This is a genomic window from Vibrio tapetis subsp. tapetis (assembly GCF_900233005.1).
In the GTDB taxonomy this organism is placed as follows: domain Bacteria; phylum Pseudomonadota; class Gammaproteobacteria; order Enterobacterales; family Vibrionaceae; genus Vibrio; species Vibrio tapetis.
In genome coordinates, this window is sequence record NZ_LT960612.1 from 487,881 (window position 1) to 506,836 (window position 18,956).

17 protein-coding genes and 1 pseudogene are annotated in these 18,956 nt (G+C 44.1%); 10 read left to right on the plus strand and 8 right to left on the minus strand.

Going from position 1 to position 18,956, the window contains the following annotated elements; all coding sequences use genetic code 11:
- Window positions 1-46: 46 nt before the first annotated feature.
- From VTAP4600_RS19355 to VTAP4600_RS19370, 4 genes are all read right to left on the minus strand, one after another.
- Complete coding sequence (locus tag VTAP4600_RS19355; protein WP_172443181.1) at window positions 47-1,642, minus strand: ATP-binding protein; 1,596 nt, start codon at window positions 1,640-1,642, stop codon at window positions 47-49.
- Between the two features lie 10 nt (window positions 1,643-1,652).
- Window positions 1,653-2,372, minus strand: a complete 720-nt coding sequence (locus tag VTAP4600_RS19360) for a winged helix-turn-helix domain-containing protein (protein WP_231897976.1) — start codon at window positions 2,370-2,372, stop codon at window positions 1,653-1,655.
- A 343-nt stretch (window positions 2,373-2,715) separates the two neighbouring features.
- Entirely contained in the window at window positions 2,716-3,285 is a 570-nt protein-coding gene (locus VTAP4600_RS19365; RefSeq protein ID WP_102524425.1) for an NnrU family protein, read from the minus strand.
- Between the two features lie 139 nt (window positions 3,286-3,424).
- Entirely contained in the window at window positions 3,425-3,880 is a 456-nt protein-coding gene (locus VTAP4600_RS19370) for a MarR family winged helix-turn-helix transcriptional regulator (protein WP_102524426.1), read from the minus strand.
- Between the two features lie 80 nt (window positions 3,881-3,960).
- On the opposite strand from VTAP4600_RS19370, the gene VTAP4600_RS19375 reads away from it, so the two are divergent.
- On the plus strand, window positions 3,961-5,112 hold the full coding sequence (locus tag VTAP4600_RS19375) for an Acg family FMN-binding oxidoreductase (RefSeq protein ID WP_172443182.1): 1,152 nt from the start codon (window positions 3,961-3,963) through the stop codon (window positions 5,110-5,112).
- A 38-nt stretch (window positions 5,113-5,150) separates the two neighbouring features.
- On the opposite strand, the gene VTAP4600_RS19380 is transcribed toward VTAP4600_RS19375, so the two are convergent.
- Window positions 5,151-5,735, minus strand: coding sequence for a TetR/AcrR family transcriptional regulator (locus VTAP4600_RS19380; protein WP_102524427.1), 585 nt, complete (start codon window positions 5,733-5,735; stop codon window positions 5,151-5,153).
- Window positions 5,736-5,890: 155 nt separating this feature from the next.
- On the opposite strand from VTAP4600_RS19380, the gene VTAP4600_RS19385 reads away from it, so the two are divergent.
- The 3 genes and pseudogenes from VTAP4600_RS19385 (at window position 5,891) to VTAP4600_RS19395 (ending at window position 8,928) form a co-directional block, all read left to right on the plus strand.
- The gene (locus VTAP4600_RS19385) at window positions 5,891-6,439 is read left to right on the plus strand and encodes a carboxymuconolactone decarboxylase family protein (protein ID WP_102524428.1); all 549 of its coding nucleotides are present in this window, start codon (window positions 5,891-5,893) and stop codon (window positions 6,437-6,439) included.
- 206 nt (window positions 6,440-6,645) lie between these two features.
- A pseudogene (locus tag VTAP4600_RS19390) lies at window positions 6,646-7,600 on the plus strand (LysR family transcriptional regulator).
- Between the two features lie 317 nt (window positions 7,601-7,917).
- The gene (locus VTAP4600_RS19395; protein ID WP_102524429.1) at window positions 7,918-8,928 is read left to right on the plus strand and encodes an alpha/beta hydrolase; all 1,011 of its coding nucleotides are present in this window, start codon (window positions 7,918-7,920) and stop codon (window positions 8,926-8,928) included.
- Between the two features lie 135 nt (window positions 8,929-9,063).
- On the opposite strand, the gene VTAP4600_RS19400 is transcribed toward VTAP4600_RS19395, so the two are convergent.
- Window positions 9,064-9,435, minus strand: coding sequence for a hypothetical protein (locus tag VTAP4600_RS19400; protein ID WP_102524430.1), 372 nt, complete (start codon window positions 9,433-9,435; stop codon window positions 9,064-9,066).
- Window positions 9,435-10,457 (minus strand): hypothetical protein, encoded by a 1,023-nt coding sequence (locus VTAP4600_RS19405; protein WP_102524431.1) that lies wholly within the window; start codon window positions 10,455-10,457, stop codon window positions 9,435-9,437. Before VTAP4600_RS19405 ends, VTAP4600_RS19400 begins: the two co-directional genes overlap by 1 nt.
- 502 nt (window positions 10,458-10,959) lie before the next feature.
- Between VTAP4600_RS19405 and VTAP4600_RS19410 the strand changes: the two genes are divergently transcribed.
- The 3 genes from VTAP4600_RS19410 (at window position 10,960) to VTAP4600_RS19420 (ending at window position 13,555) form a co-directional block, all read left to right on the plus strand.
- On the plus strand, window positions 10,960-11,310 hold the full coding sequence (locus tag VTAP4600_RS19410; RefSeq protein ID WP_102524432.1) for a phasin family protein: 351 nt from the start codon (window positions 10,960-10,962) through the stop codon (window positions 11,308-11,310).
- An 87-nt stretch (window positions 11,311-11,397) separates the two neighbouring features.
- Window positions 11,398-13,155 (plus strand): class I poly(R)-hydroxyalkanoic acid synthase, encoded by a 1,758-nt coding sequence (gene phaC / locus VTAP4600_RS19415; protein WP_102524433.1) that lies wholly within the window; start codon window positions 11,398-11,400, stop codon window positions 13,153-13,155.
- Window positions 13,145-13,555: a MaoC family dehydratase gene (locus VTAP4600_RS19420; RefSeq protein WP_102524434.1), complete on the plus strand. Its 411-nt coding sequence runs from the start codon at window positions 13,145-13,147 to the stop codon at window positions 13,553-13,555. The genes phaC and VTAP4600_RS19420 overlap by 11 nt, the downstream gene beginning before the upstream one ends.
- A gap of 46 nt (window positions 13,556-13,601) precedes the next feature.
- On the opposite strand, the gene VTAP4600_RS19425 is transcribed toward VTAP4600_RS19420, so the two are convergent.
- On the minus strand, window positions 13,602-13,817 hold the full coding sequence (locus VTAP4600_RS19425) for a hypothetical protein (RefSeq protein WP_102524435.1): 216 nt from the start codon (window positions 13,815-13,817) through the stop codon (window positions 13,602-13,604).
- Here VTAP4600_RS19425 and VTAP4600_RS19430 point away from each other — a divergent pair.
- From VTAP4600_RS19430 to VTAP4600_RS19440, 3 genes are read left to right on the plus strand one after another with little or no spacing between them, the layout of a single operon-like run.
- Complete coding sequence (locus VTAP4600_RS19430) at window positions 13,812-14,660, plus strand: ABC transporter six-transmembrane domain-containing protein (protein WP_102524436.1); 849 nt, start codon at window positions 13,812-13,814, stop codon at window positions 14,658-14,660. The two genes, VTAP4600_RS19425 and VTAP4600_RS19430, sit on opposite strands and share 6 nt — an antisense overlap.
- 27 nt (window positions 14,661-14,687) lie before the next feature.
- Window positions 14,688-15,842, plus strand: coding sequence for an efflux RND transporter periplasmic adaptor subunit (locus VTAP4600_RS19435; protein ID WP_102524437.1), 1,155 nt, complete (start codon window positions 14,688-14,690; stop codon window positions 15,840-15,842).
- Window positions 15,839-18,916 carry an efflux RND transporter permease subunit gene (locus VTAP4600_RS19440; RefSeq protein WP_102524438.1) on the plus strand — a complete coding sequence of 1,026 codons (3,078 nt, stop codon included), beginning with the start codon at window positions 15,839-15,841 and terminating at the stop codon, window positions 18,914-18,916. The genes VTAP4600_RS19435 and VTAP4600_RS19440 overlap by 4 nt, the downstream gene beginning before the upstream one ends.
- Window positions 18,917-18,956 lie beyond the last annotated feature (40 nt).

Here is an 18,956-nt window from a genome sequence, read left to right on the forward strand (position 1 = left end):
CCAGAATAAAGACTAACTGTGACGGTTTGTGACGGCAGGCATACGGTTAACTGCCTGTGCGCATCACATCCCAACATAAGGTGAACTTAGCGCCCCCCAGCGCAGATTGCGAAACGAATGCATCCCCTTCATGCCAAATGGCAATCTGCTTCACTATCGCTAAACCTAATCCGTACCCTGTTGTGGTATTTCTTTCTTCATTATCGACCTGAGTAAAGGGATCAAAAATCGATTCCCATAAGTCTTGTGGAATGCCGATACCATCATCTTCTATGATTAGAACCCACCCTTTAGTATGGCGCTCAAAAGTAACGTCGACCCTGCTTTTAGCGTATCTGGCAGCGTTTGAAAGTAAGTTATTCATCGCTCGGATCATGGCTCTTTGGTCGACCATCACTTCTTCTGATTCAATTAATGTGGCGCAATTAAACTCCACAGACAACGATGGGTGCTCTAAATGAAAATGGTTTATTTCAGAGCGTAATATGGGCTGTAATACACATGGCACGATTTGGTTAGCATTAGGCGCACTGCGAGAATAGCGAGAAAGGATCAAGGTTTGATTGATGAGATGGTCGAGGTCATCCATGCTTTTATCTACCGATCTGTTGTATTTTTCTTTGTTCTCTTTGGATATTTCATTGTCCTTCAGCATCTCTAAAGCAAATCGCAGCCTATAGAGTGGCGTTCTTAAGTCATGTGCAATTGCATTGGTTAGGTCACGATGCCCAAGTACCAGCTTTTCGACGTTATTGGCCATTTGGTTAAATGATGTGCCCAGTTGAGCAACGACGGACCATTTAGACGTTTTTGCACGAGCTTGCAGATCACCGTTACCATATTGGTTTGTTGTCGAGACGAGGCGTTTTAAATCGCGCCATAAAGGAATGGCCCATAACATCATGACTGCCGCAATGCACAGCATGATCCCCATAACAATCGCCCCCATGAACAGTATTTGGACAGACGTCGATTGATCATCGATTACCCGTAAAATATCCTTATCTTCAATGAGAGCAAAGAGGATCTGATCTTCGTTTTCGTTAATTACAGACGCAATTTCTCCGGCCAGAAGCAGAGATTTCTGATCTTCGGGCAGTTCTATCGAATCAAAGTGTTCAATGGTGGCGGCGACTGGCATTGATAAGGTGATTTTATTCAATTGAACACTGCGCTGATCTCGGGGTAATTTTTTCATTTCACGCACGAGTAAGAATATCGGCCCGCTGGCCTGCAATTTTCCATAGTCATCACTCGCTAGATCCATCGCGAGATATATCGCTTGTTCACTTTGCTTTATGCCCATAACCAAAGCTGAAGGATCGGCAATATGGTAGGCCATTTCTCCTTCTTTGATGCTTGTTAAGTTCGCAGGACTTAACGGGAGTTCTGCTATATCGACAAGTTTGAGTTGCATACCAAAATGAGGCTGTAGGTTTTGTATGGTTTGTTGCCAATCTTGTGGAGGCTGGGAAGTTAAGTCTTCATGGATTGTTCGTAACGTCGGCCCGTAAAGCTCTTGATAGATATCTTTGGAAATTATCTCGCTGATTTTGGTGATAGGGTTAGCCGTAATGGGGTTAAAGAAAAACGCGATGAGTATCAGTATCACCAACCAAAGAAGAGAAAATGCCTTAATCATGAGTGCCCCATTAGCGCTTGTTTGGACAAAGTTGATAGCCTTTACCACGAATCGTTTTGATGATTTGTGGTTTGTTAGGATCATCTTGAAGGGTTCTTCTTAAACGAGATATCCGTCGGTCTATTGATCGATCCAACCCATCGTACTCATACCCTCTGATCTGCTGAACAATATCGTCTCTCGATACGACTTGTCCTGAGTTCTTGGCAAGCAAATGCAACAGCTCAAACTCGGCGGTAGTTAACCGTATTTCATTGTTATTTAGCGAAACCCGTCGTTTCTGCAAGTCTACTTTCAATGCACCGAATTCGAATATTGATGAGGGATCTGAAGATGTGCTGATGCGTTGATTTCTTCTTAGGAGCGCGCGTATTCTAGATAAAAGCAGCCTTGGTTGTACTTGCTTTACGATGTAATCGTCGGCACCTAACTCCAACCCCATCATTTGGTCAATGTCGTCATCTAGGGCGGTTTGCATCAGGATCATACCGAGATAATCGGCTCTCACTGCGCGACAAACATCCATACCTGACTGGCCAGGAAGCATGACATCTAATATCACTAAGTCCGGTTGTTCCTCGACAATTCTGTTCGCAGCCTCTAAGCCGTTACTAACGTGCGTGACGTTAAATTCATAATTTCTCAGGTAATCGCAAATGAGCTCAGCCAGTTCCATGTCATCTTCTACGAGCATTAATCTGTAATGGCTAGCAGGGTTCATTAGGTACATTTCCTCTCCTTAGATATTGGTGGGGATTTTATTTCAATCTTACCGAGCGGACTGTGACGATTTGTGACGTACCTAACCGACTTTCCCGAGCTAAATACGATGAATTCGCCTTCGAAAAGTGCTTATGGCGATAGCTATGGTGAATCTAAGTAAAGGTTATCATTGTTTTATAAAATAGATAGTCGGTATTTTGAGACAAGAAGAGTCGACAAAAGAAATAACAAGGGGATTCGAGGCGGTGGTGCAGAAGAGACCATGGAACGTTAGCAACATCAGAGCCAGAACGAAAGCTGTGGTATCGCTCGTGAACTCTGATGTGTATTCGAGGTTACAAATTGATAGCTCAACCCACCAGTGGCATACCAATCAAAATCTTGTGCAGATACATCACAAATACGCCGGTTAAGGCCACACCAATGATAATCGCAAAAATGTCGTTTACGCCATTTGCTTTCAGCCCTGGGACGGGGCGCGATTCTCTCTTTTTCATCGAGATTCTATCAACAACAGCCCAGGCCAAAAATGCGCCAAAAAGTATCACGTCGGCTAGCATGCCGTTGACCAGTAAGTGGCTGAACGCCCATAGTTTTACCGCGACTAGCTGTGGATGTTTAGTGACTTGTTTTATCTTTCCCGGGAAGTAAGGAGCAACAAACAGCACCATCGCTGGCAACATCAATAGGTAGGTTAAGTGCCTCGTCCAAGACGGTGGGACATACAAGACAATAGGCTCAAGGCGAAGTGCAGCATAACCCTGTGCGATGAGCACAATGCCAACAACGGAGATGAGTGAATAGAGGATTTTCCACCCGCCTTCACTTTTCGCAACCATCCTGTTTCTCGCATCTTCTGCAAAGATTGAGATTGAATGAATTCCGAGAAACAAAAACAAACCAGCGATTAAACTCAACATAACCTATTTTCCTTAAAGCCGACAAATTAACACTCACTATAGTTTGTTGTTTAATAACATTAATATCGCGCAAAATCAAATTGCACACAATCAAACTTATGGCAAGGTCACAGTTGTCAAATATCCTCATCTCCCACCGCTAAATATCGCGATTATCGTCTAGCCACTGCTGCAATCGCTGTGAATGAGCAAGCATTTCGCTTACGTGTTTGTCATCCCACTCTTCAAAACAGCGATCGACCATTGGCAAAAAACTCATAAAGGCGTTTTGCGTTTTATCTAAGCCGCTTTGATTAATGCTAATCCATTTTTTTCTTCCATCGTGGCTGTCTTTTCGAATATCGACCAGCCCCATTTCTACTAGCTTGTTCACGACCTTGGTGATGCCCGGTTGGTTCATCTGCATCACTTCTGCAAGTTGACTGATCGTTTGCTCTCGCTCTGGGTGATGAGAAAAGTGAGTCAGTAGATTGAACTGCGATTGATTGATGCCAAGCGGTATCAAGGCTTTACTCAACCATGCATCGGTCAGCTGATTTATTATTCCTAATGATGTCATTAGCTTAAGTGATATCTGTTGTTTTTCTTCCAACATTTTTTAAAAACCTCTTGAATTGCATTCCTAGGAATGTAATATTTATTCCATGGAATAATTCTAGCAGGTAAGGGCATATTATGAACAGAAGAAACTTTATTAAAATTTTAGGCGCGAGTGGCGTCGTACTCGCGGCAACCCCAATCATCACTCACCAATTATCAAGTAACGAGACCCTAAACATAAGGCCAACCCACACGTATGATGACATAAGAAAAACACTATTAAGCTATGCCATGCTGAGTGCGACCCCCCATAATACTCAAGCTTGGAAAGTCGCTCTGCCAAGTAACGACACGATCTTGCTGTATGTTGATCCTGAACGTCTATTACCGCAAACCGACCCTATTTATCGTCAAATTCATATCGGGCAAGGTGCCTTTATTGAAAGCTTGGTCATCGCCGCCAGTCATTTTGGTGTTCGAGCACACGTCGATTACTTCCCACAAGGGGAATACGACAACCAAAGTTTGGAAGCAAAGCCAGTGGCTTCAATTACACTCATTTCTGACCCCACTGTTGTCGCCGACCCACTCTTTCATTATTTGGTTACTCGCCAATCAACCAAGACCCCTTACGCCGCCGAAGTCATCCCTAAAGAACAGTTAAGCCGCCTGACTCAAGCAACCAATAACCCGACCTTTCCAGTCAGGTTCGTTGATGCCGCTAGTGATGATGGACAAATGAGCCACTTCTTGACAGATTCGATGCGCATTGAAGAACACAATGCTTCGCGGAGTTTAGAAACCATTGGTATGTTCCGCTTTAATGATGAAGAATTTGTTACTCACAGAGACGGATTCGGACTAGAACAAAATGGGGTGAGCGGCGCTAAACGCTGGTTTGCAGAGCGGTTTTTTATCAGCCGAGAGCAGGCAGAAGCCGATCCTCAAAGTTTTGGTAAGGAAGGAATAAAGCTGACCAAGAAAGTGGCCGACAACGCACCACATTTCGGTTTACTTATCAGTAATAACAACCGCCGATTGGATCAAGTTGAGTCTGGCCGCATCTACCAAAGAATGAACCTAGTCACCGCTTCAATGGGGTTAGTACAGCACCCAATGAGCCAGATATTACAAGAATATACTGACATGTTGCCACTGCAAGCTGAGTTTAAGCAGCACTACGGAATTAAACCAGAGCAAACCGTGCAGATGCTATTTCGTTTAGGAAAGGCACCATTGACTCCTTCATCTCCACGCCGAGAAGTCAGTGACATTGTATTGGGTTAAATCGCAGGCATGTGAACAGTTCATGAGAGTGATGCGAGTTAGAATGGGTAGTGGCTAAATACCTCTTCCACCATTTGTTCTAATGGGGCATCACCATCATTGGCTTTTGCGTAAATACGCAGACCTGAAATTTGCACCTGAACATGGCGCGCTAACTGCTCGGCACTTTTCTCTTTACTTACTTCGCCCATTTCTTGCGCTTCCACAATCAATTTGGCGAATTCAGCTTCCATTGTTTTCAGAGAACGCTTTGCTTCCGCCAATAAATCAGCGTGATCGTCGGTAAGCTCCGCAACGGTTTTTGCCAACATACACATGCCATTAGGCGCATCACGTTGTGTTTTCAAAACCAGATGCTTTACAAACACAGTTAACGCTTCAATCGGCGTTGCACTTTCTGCTCGGCATTGTGCCAATTGAGCAATACCCAGTTCGGTATAACGGGCTAGTGCTTCTTTAAAAAGCCCTTCTTTACTGCCAAATGTCGCGTAGATGCTACCCGGGCGCATATCAATCACATCTTGCAAGTTACGCATAGATGTCGCATGAAAGCCTTTTTCCCAGTACAGATCTTTCGCTTTATCAACGACTTGCTCGCGATCGAATTTAGTGTTTTTTCTCATTATACTTTCTCACTAAAAATTAACTTTGAACGACTGTTCAATTTTATCTTGAACGATCGTTCAAATCTAGTTATATTCTCAATCACACCAACGGATGACTTCACTAAGGTATTCAGTTGATGCTCTTATTAATGATGAAAAATAGGATATAAATGATGAGTAAGTTTGAAATTCACACATTAGAATCAGCACCGGAAGCAAGTAAATCAGCGGTACAAGCCTCAATTAATGCGAATGGTCGTCTGCCGGGTTTACACGCGATAATGTCAGAAGCGCCGGGGCTGTTAGAGGGCTATCAAGTTCTGCATAAACTCTTTACTGAGTCTTCATTTGATGCAGAAGAACTCACCGTCGTTTGGCAAACGATTAATGTCGAGCACGAGTGTGGTTATTGTGTACCAGCCCACACTGGCATCGCACATATGATGAAAGTTAATCCAGCATTGACTGAAGCGCTACGCAACCGTGAAGCCATGCCAACGGCTAAGCTTCAAGCACTGCACGACACAACCCTTGCGATGGTTCGCAACCGCGGTAACCTGACAGAAGTGGAACTAGACAAGTTTTATTCCGTCGGTTACGGCCAACGTCAGGTGTTAGAAATTGTCTTGGGCTTGGCACAAAAAGTGATGAGTAACTACACCAACCATCTTGCAGAAACGCCGGTAGACAAAGTATTTGAAAAGTTTGCTTGGGAAAAATAACGGCAGGCAATCGCCAAGGATTTAACAGTATACGCACGATCTTCATGCCCACTTTAGCGTGGGCTTTTTGATCCTCTTACACGTATTTTATTAATAACAGGCAAGGCACGCTTTCGTAAACGAGCAGTACAAGCCAACAAGCGTAGAAAATGAGATCCCCCAAAACCATGCTATAGTCAGTTCAAGTCTGAAACTCATTAAAGATTATGTTATTAGAAGATCTACAAGTCATTTTTAAAAGTGGCCGAATTTCGTAGTATTACCCAAGCCGCCGCCAACTTAGACATGAGAACCGCAACTGCCAGTGCTGCGGTGAAACGTGTAGAGGCCGCGCTTGGCGTCGAGCTTTTTATTCGCACCACTCGCAGTTTACGCTTATCGAGCGCAGGTGAACGCTACCTACCTCAGTGTGAAGAAGCACTGCAAATGTTAGACAAAGCCAAACTCAATATGAAAGGTGGTCTCGACATTATTGATGGTGAATTGCGAATTGCCGTATCCAGCGACTTGGGCCGAAACCTGGCCATGGGCTGGTTAGATGAATTCATGGATCAATACCCTAAAGTTAGCTTGCGAGCCAACTTAAGCGATAGCAACGTGGATTTCTACCGCGACTCCATTGATATGGCTCTGCGCTATGGTTCACCGTCTGATTCGAGCCTATACGGTTTTAAAATCAGTACCATCCCCAAGATACTCTGTGCAACACCTGAGTATTTAGCTAAGTACGGCACGCCGACTCACCCCAATGATCTTCATGAGCACAATGGCTTGCTATACCAAGTGCGCGACGTCATTCACGATGTGTGGGATTTCCAACACGTCGATAGCCAATCGGAATCAAGCGAAAACTACAAAATAAAAATGACGGCCAATCGCGCTTCAAATGATGCCGATCTCGTTCGCCGATGGTGTGTTGCTAGTAAAGGCCTTGCGATTAAATCAGCACTGGATATGGCTAACGATTTACTGGCCGGAAATTTAGTCCATGTCATGCCAGATTATCAAGCTAAACCTACCGAGTTGTGGCTTGTTTGCCCAAGCAGGCAGTCGATTACTCCTGCCGTACGTATTTTGCGTGATAGTTTTCGAGACAAATCGAAAGCAATTTTGCAACAATTGGTCGACCGTAAAATTCTGCATTGCAATCACCTTCTGTAGCCTTGCCCCTGCATCAGGGGCTGTTGCCTTCTCACCACAATACGCTTCCAACCTATTGCTAAACTCCCCCCCTCAGATACTTGCTGCTGAACAATACTTAGTTGGCGATCCTATAGCTTTAAAGGACATTATTTTAAATGGATTCAAAGGACAGGCATCGAAATTATCCTGAATCCCGCAGCCTGAGATCGCTAAAGAGATTTGCCACACAGCTCACAAATAATACGTCATTGTTAATCCCTACTTATATACCACTTTACGCATATTACGCATCTGATGTACATTGGTTTGATATAATACAATTGAGGATTTAACCGATGAAAAGAACACTTTTAGTGGTAGGTATAATGAGTTCATTTAGTGCATTTGCAGCTGACTTTTATGTTCCTGAAACGATATCAAATGAAGGTCAGACATTTCTAAAAGAGAATTTCACCCAAGCTGCGAAAGATGCTTCCATCATTCCTTCCGGATTAGATGACGATGGTTGGAAAGCCCTACAGAAATCGAGCGATGAACAAGTTCAGCCACTTAATGATGCCGCTGTTGCTATGTATCAGCCGAACATAGAGAAAGCGGTAATGGCGGGCATTCCAGTATTGGATATTCGCCCAAAGGATTGGAAAGACAACGGTAAAGTACTGGTTTACATCCACGGCGGGGCTTATGTCGCCTATCACCCAGAATCTACGTTGGCCAGTAGCGTACCTGTCGCGGCCGATACCGGACTACGAGTCATTTCTGTCGACTATACTCTGGCACCTTTTGCTCAGTACCAAACCATTACGGATCAAGTGATTGCCGTAATGGAGGCACTGGTTGCTCAAGGTTACAGCATGTCAGACATCGCAATGTATGGAGATTCGGCTGGTGGTGGTTTGGTTGCAGGCTCTGTTCTGAAAATGCGAGATTTGAAGCTAGATTTACCTGCCGCCATCGTTCTATGGTCGCCTTGGGCTGATATCACCGAAACAGGAGACAGTTACCAAACACTTAAGGAAGCTGAACCACTTTATCGCTACGAATTGCTGCTCAAGCCATCTGCCGATGCTTATGCACCCATCGCTGATCAGAAACATCCCTATGTTTCTCCGGTTTACGGCGATTACAGCAAACCCTTTCCTCCAGTACTCATTCAGGGGGGCACAAAAGAGCTATTGCTAAGCGGAATGGTGCGACTTTACCAAGCAATTGATACTCAAGGAGGAGAAGCCAAACTGGACCTTTATGAAGGGATGTGGCACGTATTTCAGGCCTACTCATTTCACATTCCTGAAGCGGTAGCTGCGCGCAAGAAAATGGGACACTTCCTGACTGCCCATTTATGATCGTTTAAAAGATCATTGAACGGACACACGCTTTAAAATAGAGCTCCTCTACTTTGAAGCATGCGTTCTTTATTCTTCGATAACAAGGAGCAAGATGGGGCAAGTCACCTTTCGGGAAATTATAAATAACGCACTTTAAGTTAGTATCACTTCAGTAATGAATACCGACAACCCCATCAGAAAGCAGCTAAACATACATAAAGAAAAGGACAAAATAAACTTCCTCTGAACACTTAAAGGAATGGTTTTTATTTTTTCATCCATACCGTACCTTTTTGCTTGATATTTAACTAGAAAAACAGTGCTGTAATGTAGAACACCTTGCATGGCAAATAATAAAGTTAACGAATAAAATCGAACACCATTATCAAGATTATCTTCCAATAACAACATCCACTTATTCTTAAGGTATAATACTGTAGCAACCCAAATAAATACACCAATGCACCCTATAAAAAAAACGAATGCTGAAATTTCTAAAAATAAATCATAATTATCACTTTGCATTATTTTATACCGTAAGATTTATATAGTAATTCACCTGTAGATTCACCATATTTCCCAGCCATGTTGCCACCTACATACCCGCCAGCTCCTCCTGCAACAACTGCACACCAAAAAGCGCTTGTACCTCCCGTTGGTAATCCAAACATCAAAGTACAAACTCCCCATGTAGCAACACCGCCACCGACCAAGCCGCCAGAAATACTGCCGGTCGCCTTGCCAATTTGAGTATATTTAACTTTACTACATTGTGCTTTACTCTTCGTTAAACAAGCTTTTTTAATATTGGCTGTTGCATCAACGCCAGTCAAAGCAATACCAATATACCCAACACGTTTCAAATTGCGTGACATACTTGCAACAGTTGCATAATTTTTAGAGAAGTTAGGGATACTTGTAACACCTCCCTTTTGTTGTCCCCAATGATAGATTATGCTTCTACTACTAAGTCCTAGATTTTTTCTTATATCACCAGCAATTATTCTACCGCCCATCTTAGGTTGACCAAACCGACTTAGTGCCGAATCTAATCTCTGAAAGTGCATATTACGCTTTGTGAAAAAAGCACTATTGCTCAAATTACCATTGTTTTTGTAGCTTGATACATAGCTCTTCTCTAAGTCCTTTAGAATAGACTTAACTTGGCTAACTTGAGCATTCCAAGCGTTATGACTCAAACCGAGTAAAAGACCATTATAGTTCGCCACATTAGATAAAAAATCATACCTTTTAGCTAAGGTTTCACGCTCAGAGCGATCAAGAGCGATAAGTGTTCTATCTACTGATTTAGCAATATCCAAGAATTGCGCTTCTTCAAGCGTGCAGGTATTACTTTCTGCCGGCGATAGCAAAACAATCTGCCCCACTTTAACCAAGTCATCTTTCAAATGAGAATTTACAGCCCTGAAATGCTGATAAACAATTTCGCTTGGTGAGTTATACATAATCATCACCAGTCGATCTATTGGCATAGTCTTTTCAACAATATGGATCGCCATATTGTTTTGTTCTTGCATTGTCGCCATTCGCAAACCTCACTAAATTCTTAGATACATGAAATTAACAGTAATCCAAGCATAACCAGATTATGCACCGTGATGTATAATGAATTTGTTCGCATTGCTTAGAATGCGAATCACCACAAATATTTGTGCAACATCGAAAATAAATCAAATGAGTGGCATTAATCAGGTAAAAACGTCAGAACACAAAATGAGACAAATATCACAAATACAGCATTACAATAAAATGACATCAATTGCGTATGAAACGCCCCACCCTATATTCATCTAGGTCAATATCCTTATCGGCCGTGCTTATTGCGCCATTTTTTATTTAAAATTAAAACGCATCAACCAAATGGACCATTTCCTCACGCTAGAACACTGTATTTTATTGGATGACATCTTGTTAAAAGTGCAACAAGATGAACACAATTCAAACAGGTGTTTAACAAAATTCTAGGGCTACCATGCCAGCCTAAAAAGTTACTTAGATCGGAACTAACAACCACAAAAGGAAATAAACATGTCTAGTCAGGAAACCTTCAAAGCCTTTACGTCACAAGTCGAATCTGTCGTTAACCCTTTTTACAGCTTCAACCAACTGGTTAGTAAAAACATAGAAACACTTTCAAAGATCCAACTGGAAAGTGTTCAAGCGTACAGCTCGCTAGGAAATGAAACACTACAAAGCCTAGCAAACATCAAGCAACCTCAAGATCTTGCTTCACACAGCACGAAGCAAATGGAAGTCATGAGTAAATTTAGCCAACAACTGCTTGAAGATGGCCAAAAGTTATCTCAACTTGGTCAAGACTTCAAAACGGCTGCAGACGAGCTTGCTGCGTCTTCGATTCCTGCGACAAAAAGCGCATAAAAGGGTCATTGTGTGGCGCGTTAGCGAGAACGCTTAAAACAACGCGCCACCTTTTCATTGGTTTTATTTGCCAGTAAGGACGCCATCATGGAAAATAAATCGCCCTTTCAAGACGCGGTCGACAATGCAATGCAATTTGGCCAAGCATGGATGGACAGCTTCGGCCAGCCGACTCAATCTCGATTAGTACAAACGCAAGCGGAAGATTGGGCACAATGGATGCGCTCATCCCTAGAACATCCAGCCAACCCGATTGAGCAACAAATGAACTGGTGGGGGCAACAAGTCAATCTCTTCAATGACTGCATCATGAATAGCCTGCCAACAGAAAAAGAAACAGACCGTCGATTCAAAGATCCAGCTTGGAACGAACAAGCCCTGTATAAATACATCAAAGAAAGCTACAAGCTGGCTTGCAACAATATTCAAACCTCCCTTGAAAACACGGAAGGACTTGACGATGAAACACGTCAACGCTTGTCCTTTTTTACTCGTCAGTATCTCAATGCCATGTCACCCAGTAACTTTGTGGCGACCAACCCAGAAATAATGAAGCTGACCATCGAAAGTAAAGGGCAAAATTTAATCAAAGGGCTTGAGCAATTTCAGCGCGACTTAGAGCAAAGTGCAGACACCTTAAACATTCGCATGACAGACAAAAATGCCTTCACTATCGGTGATAATATTGCCGCAACGCCGGGTAAAGTCGTGTTTAAAAACGATCTGTTTGAGCTAATTCAATATCAAGCAACTACGGATCAAGTCTATAAACGCCCTTTGTTAGTCGTGCCTCCTTTTGTGAACAAGTACTACATCATGGATCTCAGCCCCGAGCGTTCTTACGCACAATGGTTAGTTAACCAAGGGCATACCGTCTTCATGATATCTTGGGTGAATCCCAATGCAGAAATGGCAACAATCGATTTTGGAGATTACGTCACCGAAGGCATCATCCCGGCTTTAGATGCCATAGAGACTGAAACGGGAGAACGAGAAGTCAATGGCATCGGCTATTGCATTGGCGGAACGGCATTAACCGCAGCCATGGCTTATCTCGCCGGAAAGCGCCGTAAGCAAAGAATCAAATCTGCTACGTTACTCACCACCATCTTAGATTTTGGTCAACCCGGCGAACTCGGTGTCTTCATAAACGACCCAATCATCAGTGGCATCGAAGCGCAAAATAATCTCAATGGTTACATGGATGGCCGACAAATGGCCGTGTCGTTTAGCCTACTACGTGAAAACAGCTTGTATTGGAATTACTACGTCACCAATTACCTAAAAGGTGAGAGCCCGATGGCCTTCGACCTACTGCATTGGAATTGTGATAACACCAATATTACTGCCGCGACACACAACCAGCTGTTACGCCAAATGTACCTTGAAAATAAACTGCAACAACCCGGTGGCGTGACTATTGATGGCGTTAAGATCGATCTTGGTAAGGTAAAATCTCCGAGCTACTTTTTGTCTGCTATTGAAGACCATATTGCGGTATGGGAAGGCACCTATCGCGGTACAGAATTACTCAGTGGTAACAATACCTTTGTATTGGCAGAAAGTGGACACATCGCAGGGCCAATGAATCATGCCAATTCAAATAAATATGGGTTCTGGACCAATTCCAATCATGATCAAACCGCACCGCAATGGCTTGCGAGTGCCGATAAACATCAAGGTTCTTGGTGGTCACATTGGCAAGCTTGGATTGACGAACGTAACTTCTGCGAAAAAATCGAAGCTCGTGCGTTAACAGGTGAATTAGATGCGCCAGGCACCTATGTAAAACAACGTATTCAAGATGTTCTCGCACCAAAAGAGGAGGCGCAACATGACGCTTAAAGTTGGCCAAGTCGCCACCATTGAAAAATGCCTAGACAAAAACTCGGTGGCTCAGTTTGCAACACTGGCTGAAGATTATAACCCCGTCCATTTGGACGAAGAATTTGCTGCTACCACTCCATTTGAACGTCCAATTGTTCATGGCATGCTAGCATCTAGTCTTGTTTCCGGAATACTCGCTTCAAAATTACCAGGATCCGGATCCATTTATCTAGGCCAAACGCTGAAATTTGTTTGCCCAATCTTCGTTGGCGAAACGATTACCGCTAAGGTAGAAGTAACGCATATCCGAGAAGACAAACCCATCGCAACGCTTGCAACCCAAATCTTCAATCAAGCGGGCGAACTCGCTGTAAGTGGTGAGGCGACCGTACGCTACCCTGTGGTTAACAACGAATAAACACGCTAGAATGAAGGTATGGAGTAAATGTTACTTCGTACCTTCATCATTTATTCTTCTCTTCATTGATCTTCTTTTTATTCTGACCCGTCCATTTCATCGGCTCTCTCGCCTTCTGATAGCCCAAAATTGTCGTTATTGAGTCTGTTTCGTAATCCGAAATCATGATTAAACCCATCGACTGAGCAATCTGAGACACTTTTTTTGCATTCACCCGAGTGATAATCCTGCTGCCGACCATAACAGGAGAAAAAACGTGCATCAGGCGTCTGCCATCACCCTTTCAAGCATCCTAAGCAAGCACCGCTATAAAGTGGGTGTGACTTGGTTAATGGTCATTCTAGAGAATGTACTACTGGCACTGTTACCGCTATTTATCGGTTATTCGATAGACAGCTTGCTAGCAGGCCAACACCACGACCTGATCATGCTGTCTGTCATATTGACCTCACTGATCGTCCTATCGGTACTACGCAGAATTTACGATACAAGGGCGTATGGTGAAATTAGAGTCGAAATTGGCATGCAGGCGGGCAGTCAACTCCGTAACAAACCCATTACCACCCGAAATGCACGCTTAACGATGTCACGCGAGATAGTCGACTTTCTTGAAGATGATCTGCCACCGTTACTCACTGCCATCATCCAATTGTTTGTGGCCATTATTATCTTGTCAAACTTCAACCATTGGTTGGGGCTCGCAGCGATTTTAACCGGTGTAACCATGCTGCTAATTTACAGCGGTTTTCACCAGTCGTTTATTCGCCTTAACGCCAAGTTGAACACCCAAGTAGAGCGCAAAGTCAACGTGTTGTCTTATTTGCCATTAAGTGGATTACGCATTCATTTAAATAAGCTTAAGCGCAGAGAAATTCATCTTTCAGATACGGAAGCGATCGTTTACGGGCTGATTTTTCTGCTGTTGTTTGGCTTTGTTGTCATCAATCTATTGCTGACTACTCAGCTTCTAACCCCCAGTTCCGGGGCGCTATTTTCAATCGTGACTTATTCTCTCGAATTCGTTGAAGCCGCCATCATGCTGCCTATTACTTTGCAAACCTTATCTCGCTTGAGCGAAATTAATCAGCGTTTAAACGTAACCTAACTAAACCTAAATAAGAGCAACTCAACCATGAAACGAAAGCTGCCTATTTTCATTGGATCCGTTATTTTCGCACTGGCTGTTGTCACCGTAATGGTGCTCGAACCAGAGCCTACCGTACCCAAAGAACCGCAAGACACTTTGCCTCCTGTTACGGTACAAACGGTTCAACTCAGTAACTTTAGTCCAACACTTTCTATGCTTGGCACTACATCCGCACGTTGGATCAGTGAGTTAAAAGCTCAAAGCAGTGCCAAAATCGTGTGGCTTAATGAAGAACTAGAACCTGGAAGCCTGATTAAAAAAGGGCAAACTCTAGCCAAACTAGAAACAACCCATCTTGAAGCGCAAGTAGCGCAAGCACATGGCTTGGTGAAACAGGCCGAGTTACAATTGCGCAAAGAAAAGCACGAGCAAACCGTCGCCCTCAAAATGCTGCAAGGAAAAAACAGCTCTAGCTATGCTCGAAAAGAACCACAAATTGAAGCGGCTAACGCCACGCTAACCCAAGCTAAAACCGCTTTGCTAGATGCGAAAAAACGCCTATCAGAAGCACATATACGCGCGCCATTTGACGCCATCATACTGGCTCGGAATATCAGCCCTGCGCAATATGTCGATCAAGGCCAAGCACTATTCAAGTTGGCTTCCAGTAAAAGTTTGGATGTGGTGGTGCCCGTTGCAGAACAACAATGGCAAGCCATCAGTGCGGCGTTACACACTCCGTCCATCACTGTGAAAGATCGCCAAGATAAACAATGGAATGCTAGCGTGCGTCATTTGGCTCCAGAAGTGGATCAAGCGACAAGGCAAAGACAAGTCGTTCTGGCCATCAAGCAACCGTTTTTAAGTAACCCTCGCCTGTTGCCAAACCAACAAGTGCGTGTCGATGTGACGCTAGAAGATCAGGAAAACAGCCTATTAATTTCATCAAGCAGTATCACTCGCGACAGTCAAATATGGCTGGTTGATGATCACGACACCTTAGTCAAACGCAGCGTGAATTTACTGCAAAGACTCGATGACGACCGTGTTTGGGTGCAGTTAGTGACTAAATCCAACATAGCCAACATGCCAAACCAAAAAGACGTCATCCAAGATACCTATCAAGTGGTGATGTACCCACTACTTTCCATGTTACAGGGCATTGAAGTCACCCCTGTCTATGAAGGAGATGATGAATGAGCTGGTTAACCAAATGGTTCATTGACAACCCTGTTGGTGCGAACCTACTCATGATCGCCATTCTCGCGGCCGGTGTTTTGTCGGTAGGGAGTTTAAGGGTTGAGTCCTTCCCACAAGTGGCGCCTTCCAGTTTGGTTATTCAAGTCGCCTATCCGGGAGCAACAGCAAAACAGATCGATCAAAGCATTACCCAACGTGTTGAAGAGTCGATAAGTGGCGTTGCTGGAATTAAACAAGTCGTGAGCAGTTCAAGCGATGGATTGGCATCCATTCGTGTCAAAAAAACCTCCGCCACCAATCTTGATCGGCTAATCGAAGATATACGCAATCAAGTCAGTGCTATTGCCAACTTTCCAGTCAAGGCGGAACGTCCTCAGGTCGTTCGTGAAGAGTTCACTAACTTGGCGGCTTTTGTCATCATCTCTGGCCAACGTTCCGATGAAGAGCTGCAACCAATCGCACGCCAAGTGTCGTTGGCACTAAAAAAACACCCCAAAATCGCCAAAGTCAGCAATTGGGGAGCAAGACAACCACTACTTATCATTGAACCAGACATCACTAAGCTTGAGGGCCTAGGGTTTAATCTTGAGCAACTGGCACAAAAAATTGAGCAACGCTCGTTAGAGGGCACAAGTGGGCTGCTCAAAGGTAGCCAAGGCCGTATCACTATTCGTGGTGATGGCTTTGCGGATAACATTCTAAAACTTAAAGCGTTAGAAATCGTATCTACCAAAGGTGGCTCTATACATTTAGGCGACATCGCCACCATTTCTCGCAGCTATGAAAGTAATGAATCCATAGTGCGAAACAACGGGGAAACAGCCATTGCCTTGTTAGTCAGCACTGGCCAGCAAGACAATTTATTGCAAGTCAGTGAGGCGATTACCGAAACACTCGCAGAGCAGCAATCTAGATTACCGGCAGACATTCAACTATCCGTGATGGCAGACATGGCGCCTTACATCAGCGATCAACTCAATCGGTTAGGCGAAAATGCATGGCAAGGCTTGATCATCGTCTTGATCTTATTAGGGATCTTCTTAGAAGTCAGATTGGCTTTCTGGGTGGCGCTGGGGATCCCCATTTCACTGTTTGGTACGTTGGCCGCGATGAATGTGTTTAACTTCAGTATCAACGATATCACTCTATTTGGTTTTATCTTGGTGCTGGGTATCTTAGTCGACGATGCGGTTGTTGTTGGCGAGAGCATTCACGGTGAACGAACCAAAGGACACACACCTAAAAAAGCCGCGTGGCTAGGGGTAAAATCCGTATCCGTTGCCACGGTGTTTGGTGTTTTAACCACCATCGCAGCCTTCTCGCCTATGCTGTGGATCAATAATGAGTTTGCTAAGGTTTTAGCTGGGTTTTCTGCCGTTGTTATCATGGCTTTAAGCTTTTCTTTAATCGAAAGCAAGTTCATATTGCCTTCACATTTAGCCAGTTCCACAGGCAAAACATGGGGCTGGTTTGCCTCTATACAATCATGGTTTCAATCCGGGTTGACCTGGTTTATTGAAACCCTATATACCCCAGTGGTACGTCACGCTATTCGCAATAAAATAGCGACCTTGTTGAGTTTTGTTGCCTTCATTGTTTTGGCGTATGGCTTGTGGGCTAAAGGCATGATTGGCAGCGCTATATTTCCCGAGATCCCAGGGCGTTACATAACAGCGAAAATTGATCTAGAAGATGGCGCACCATTGCCTCTACAAGCAAAAGCACTGCTTCAGTCCGAACAAGCGGCTTTAAGCGTAAATACGGCCATTCAAAAAGAATACCAACTCAATCAACCACCCCTGACCAATCTTCTTAGCTGGTCAGATGGTTATGGCCAAATTGAAATATCGGCAGAGCTCACCACGGAAGCACTAAGCCGATTACCAGCCAATGCGTTGGTTGCCCAATGGCGAGAACTCACTGCGGAAGTGGAAGGGGCGTATTCTGTTCGCTTCTCTTCAGCTGAATCTCCAGCAGGAGGAAGTGCGCTGACCATTTCGTCATCCGATCGAGAGCTCGCTATTCTTGTCACAGAAAGCCTTTCTGATGAACTGGCTTCGTTTCCTGGGGTAGACGATTTGTATCATGATGGTAAGGATGGTCAACCGCAGATTCGACTAACCCTCAATCAATTCGGTCGCCAGTTAGGCATAACCAAAGGCCAATTAGCCAACCTCGCTGGGGATACGTTTGGGCAACGAGAAATACACCGAATTCTTGAGCAAGGCCAGGAGACCAAGCTGATTGTCCGTTTACCCGAAAAACAAAAGCGTACACCAGAACAATTGATGAATACCCCTGTATTTGTTGCTGAAGGAAAAACCGTATTACTTGGCGATGTTGCAGACATTCAATTTACCCGTCAACCAGACGTGATATACCGACGAGACAGAGAGCAAGTGATCAACCTCTCTTGGAGTCAAAACCGAACGGAGCAATCACCTGAAGCAACGTTACAGCAACTTGAACCGGTTCTTGCTCAATTAAAAGTGCAATACCCGAATGTCACCATTAAGCCAGCAGGAGAGTTTGAAGAGATAGGCGAAGTCCAAAATGGTTTCAAACAGGCCATGTTATTTACTGTATTGTTGATTTACATCCTGCTAGCCGTACCACTGAAATCCTACTGGCAGCCGCTTATCATTATGGCGGTGATCCCCTTTGGTTTTGCTGGCGCTATCTTTGGTCACGGACTCATGGGGCTGCCTGTTAGCCTACTTTCATTGTTTGGCATGATGGCCATGACCGGTATTGTGATTAATGACTCCTTAGTCTTGATCACCCGATTTAATGATTTTTATCGTTCGGGTATACCTCTTGAAGAAGCTTTGATTCGTTCGGCCACCAGCCGATTTAGGGCCATTTTTCTGACAACGGTAACCACTGTCTGTGGCCTATTACCCTTGTTAAGTGAATCTGCAGAACAAGCGCAATATCTCAAACCCGCGGTGGTGTCTTTGGTATTTGGTGAGTTGTTCGCCACAACGATTACGCTAATATTAATACCTGTGTTACTTGGCAGTACATCGAAAAAGCAGCATCAAGAGCAAAGCGCAGAAAAATCACTGGCTTAATAATGGAGCGCTGTACACGTTACGGCGCACAAAAGCCTGA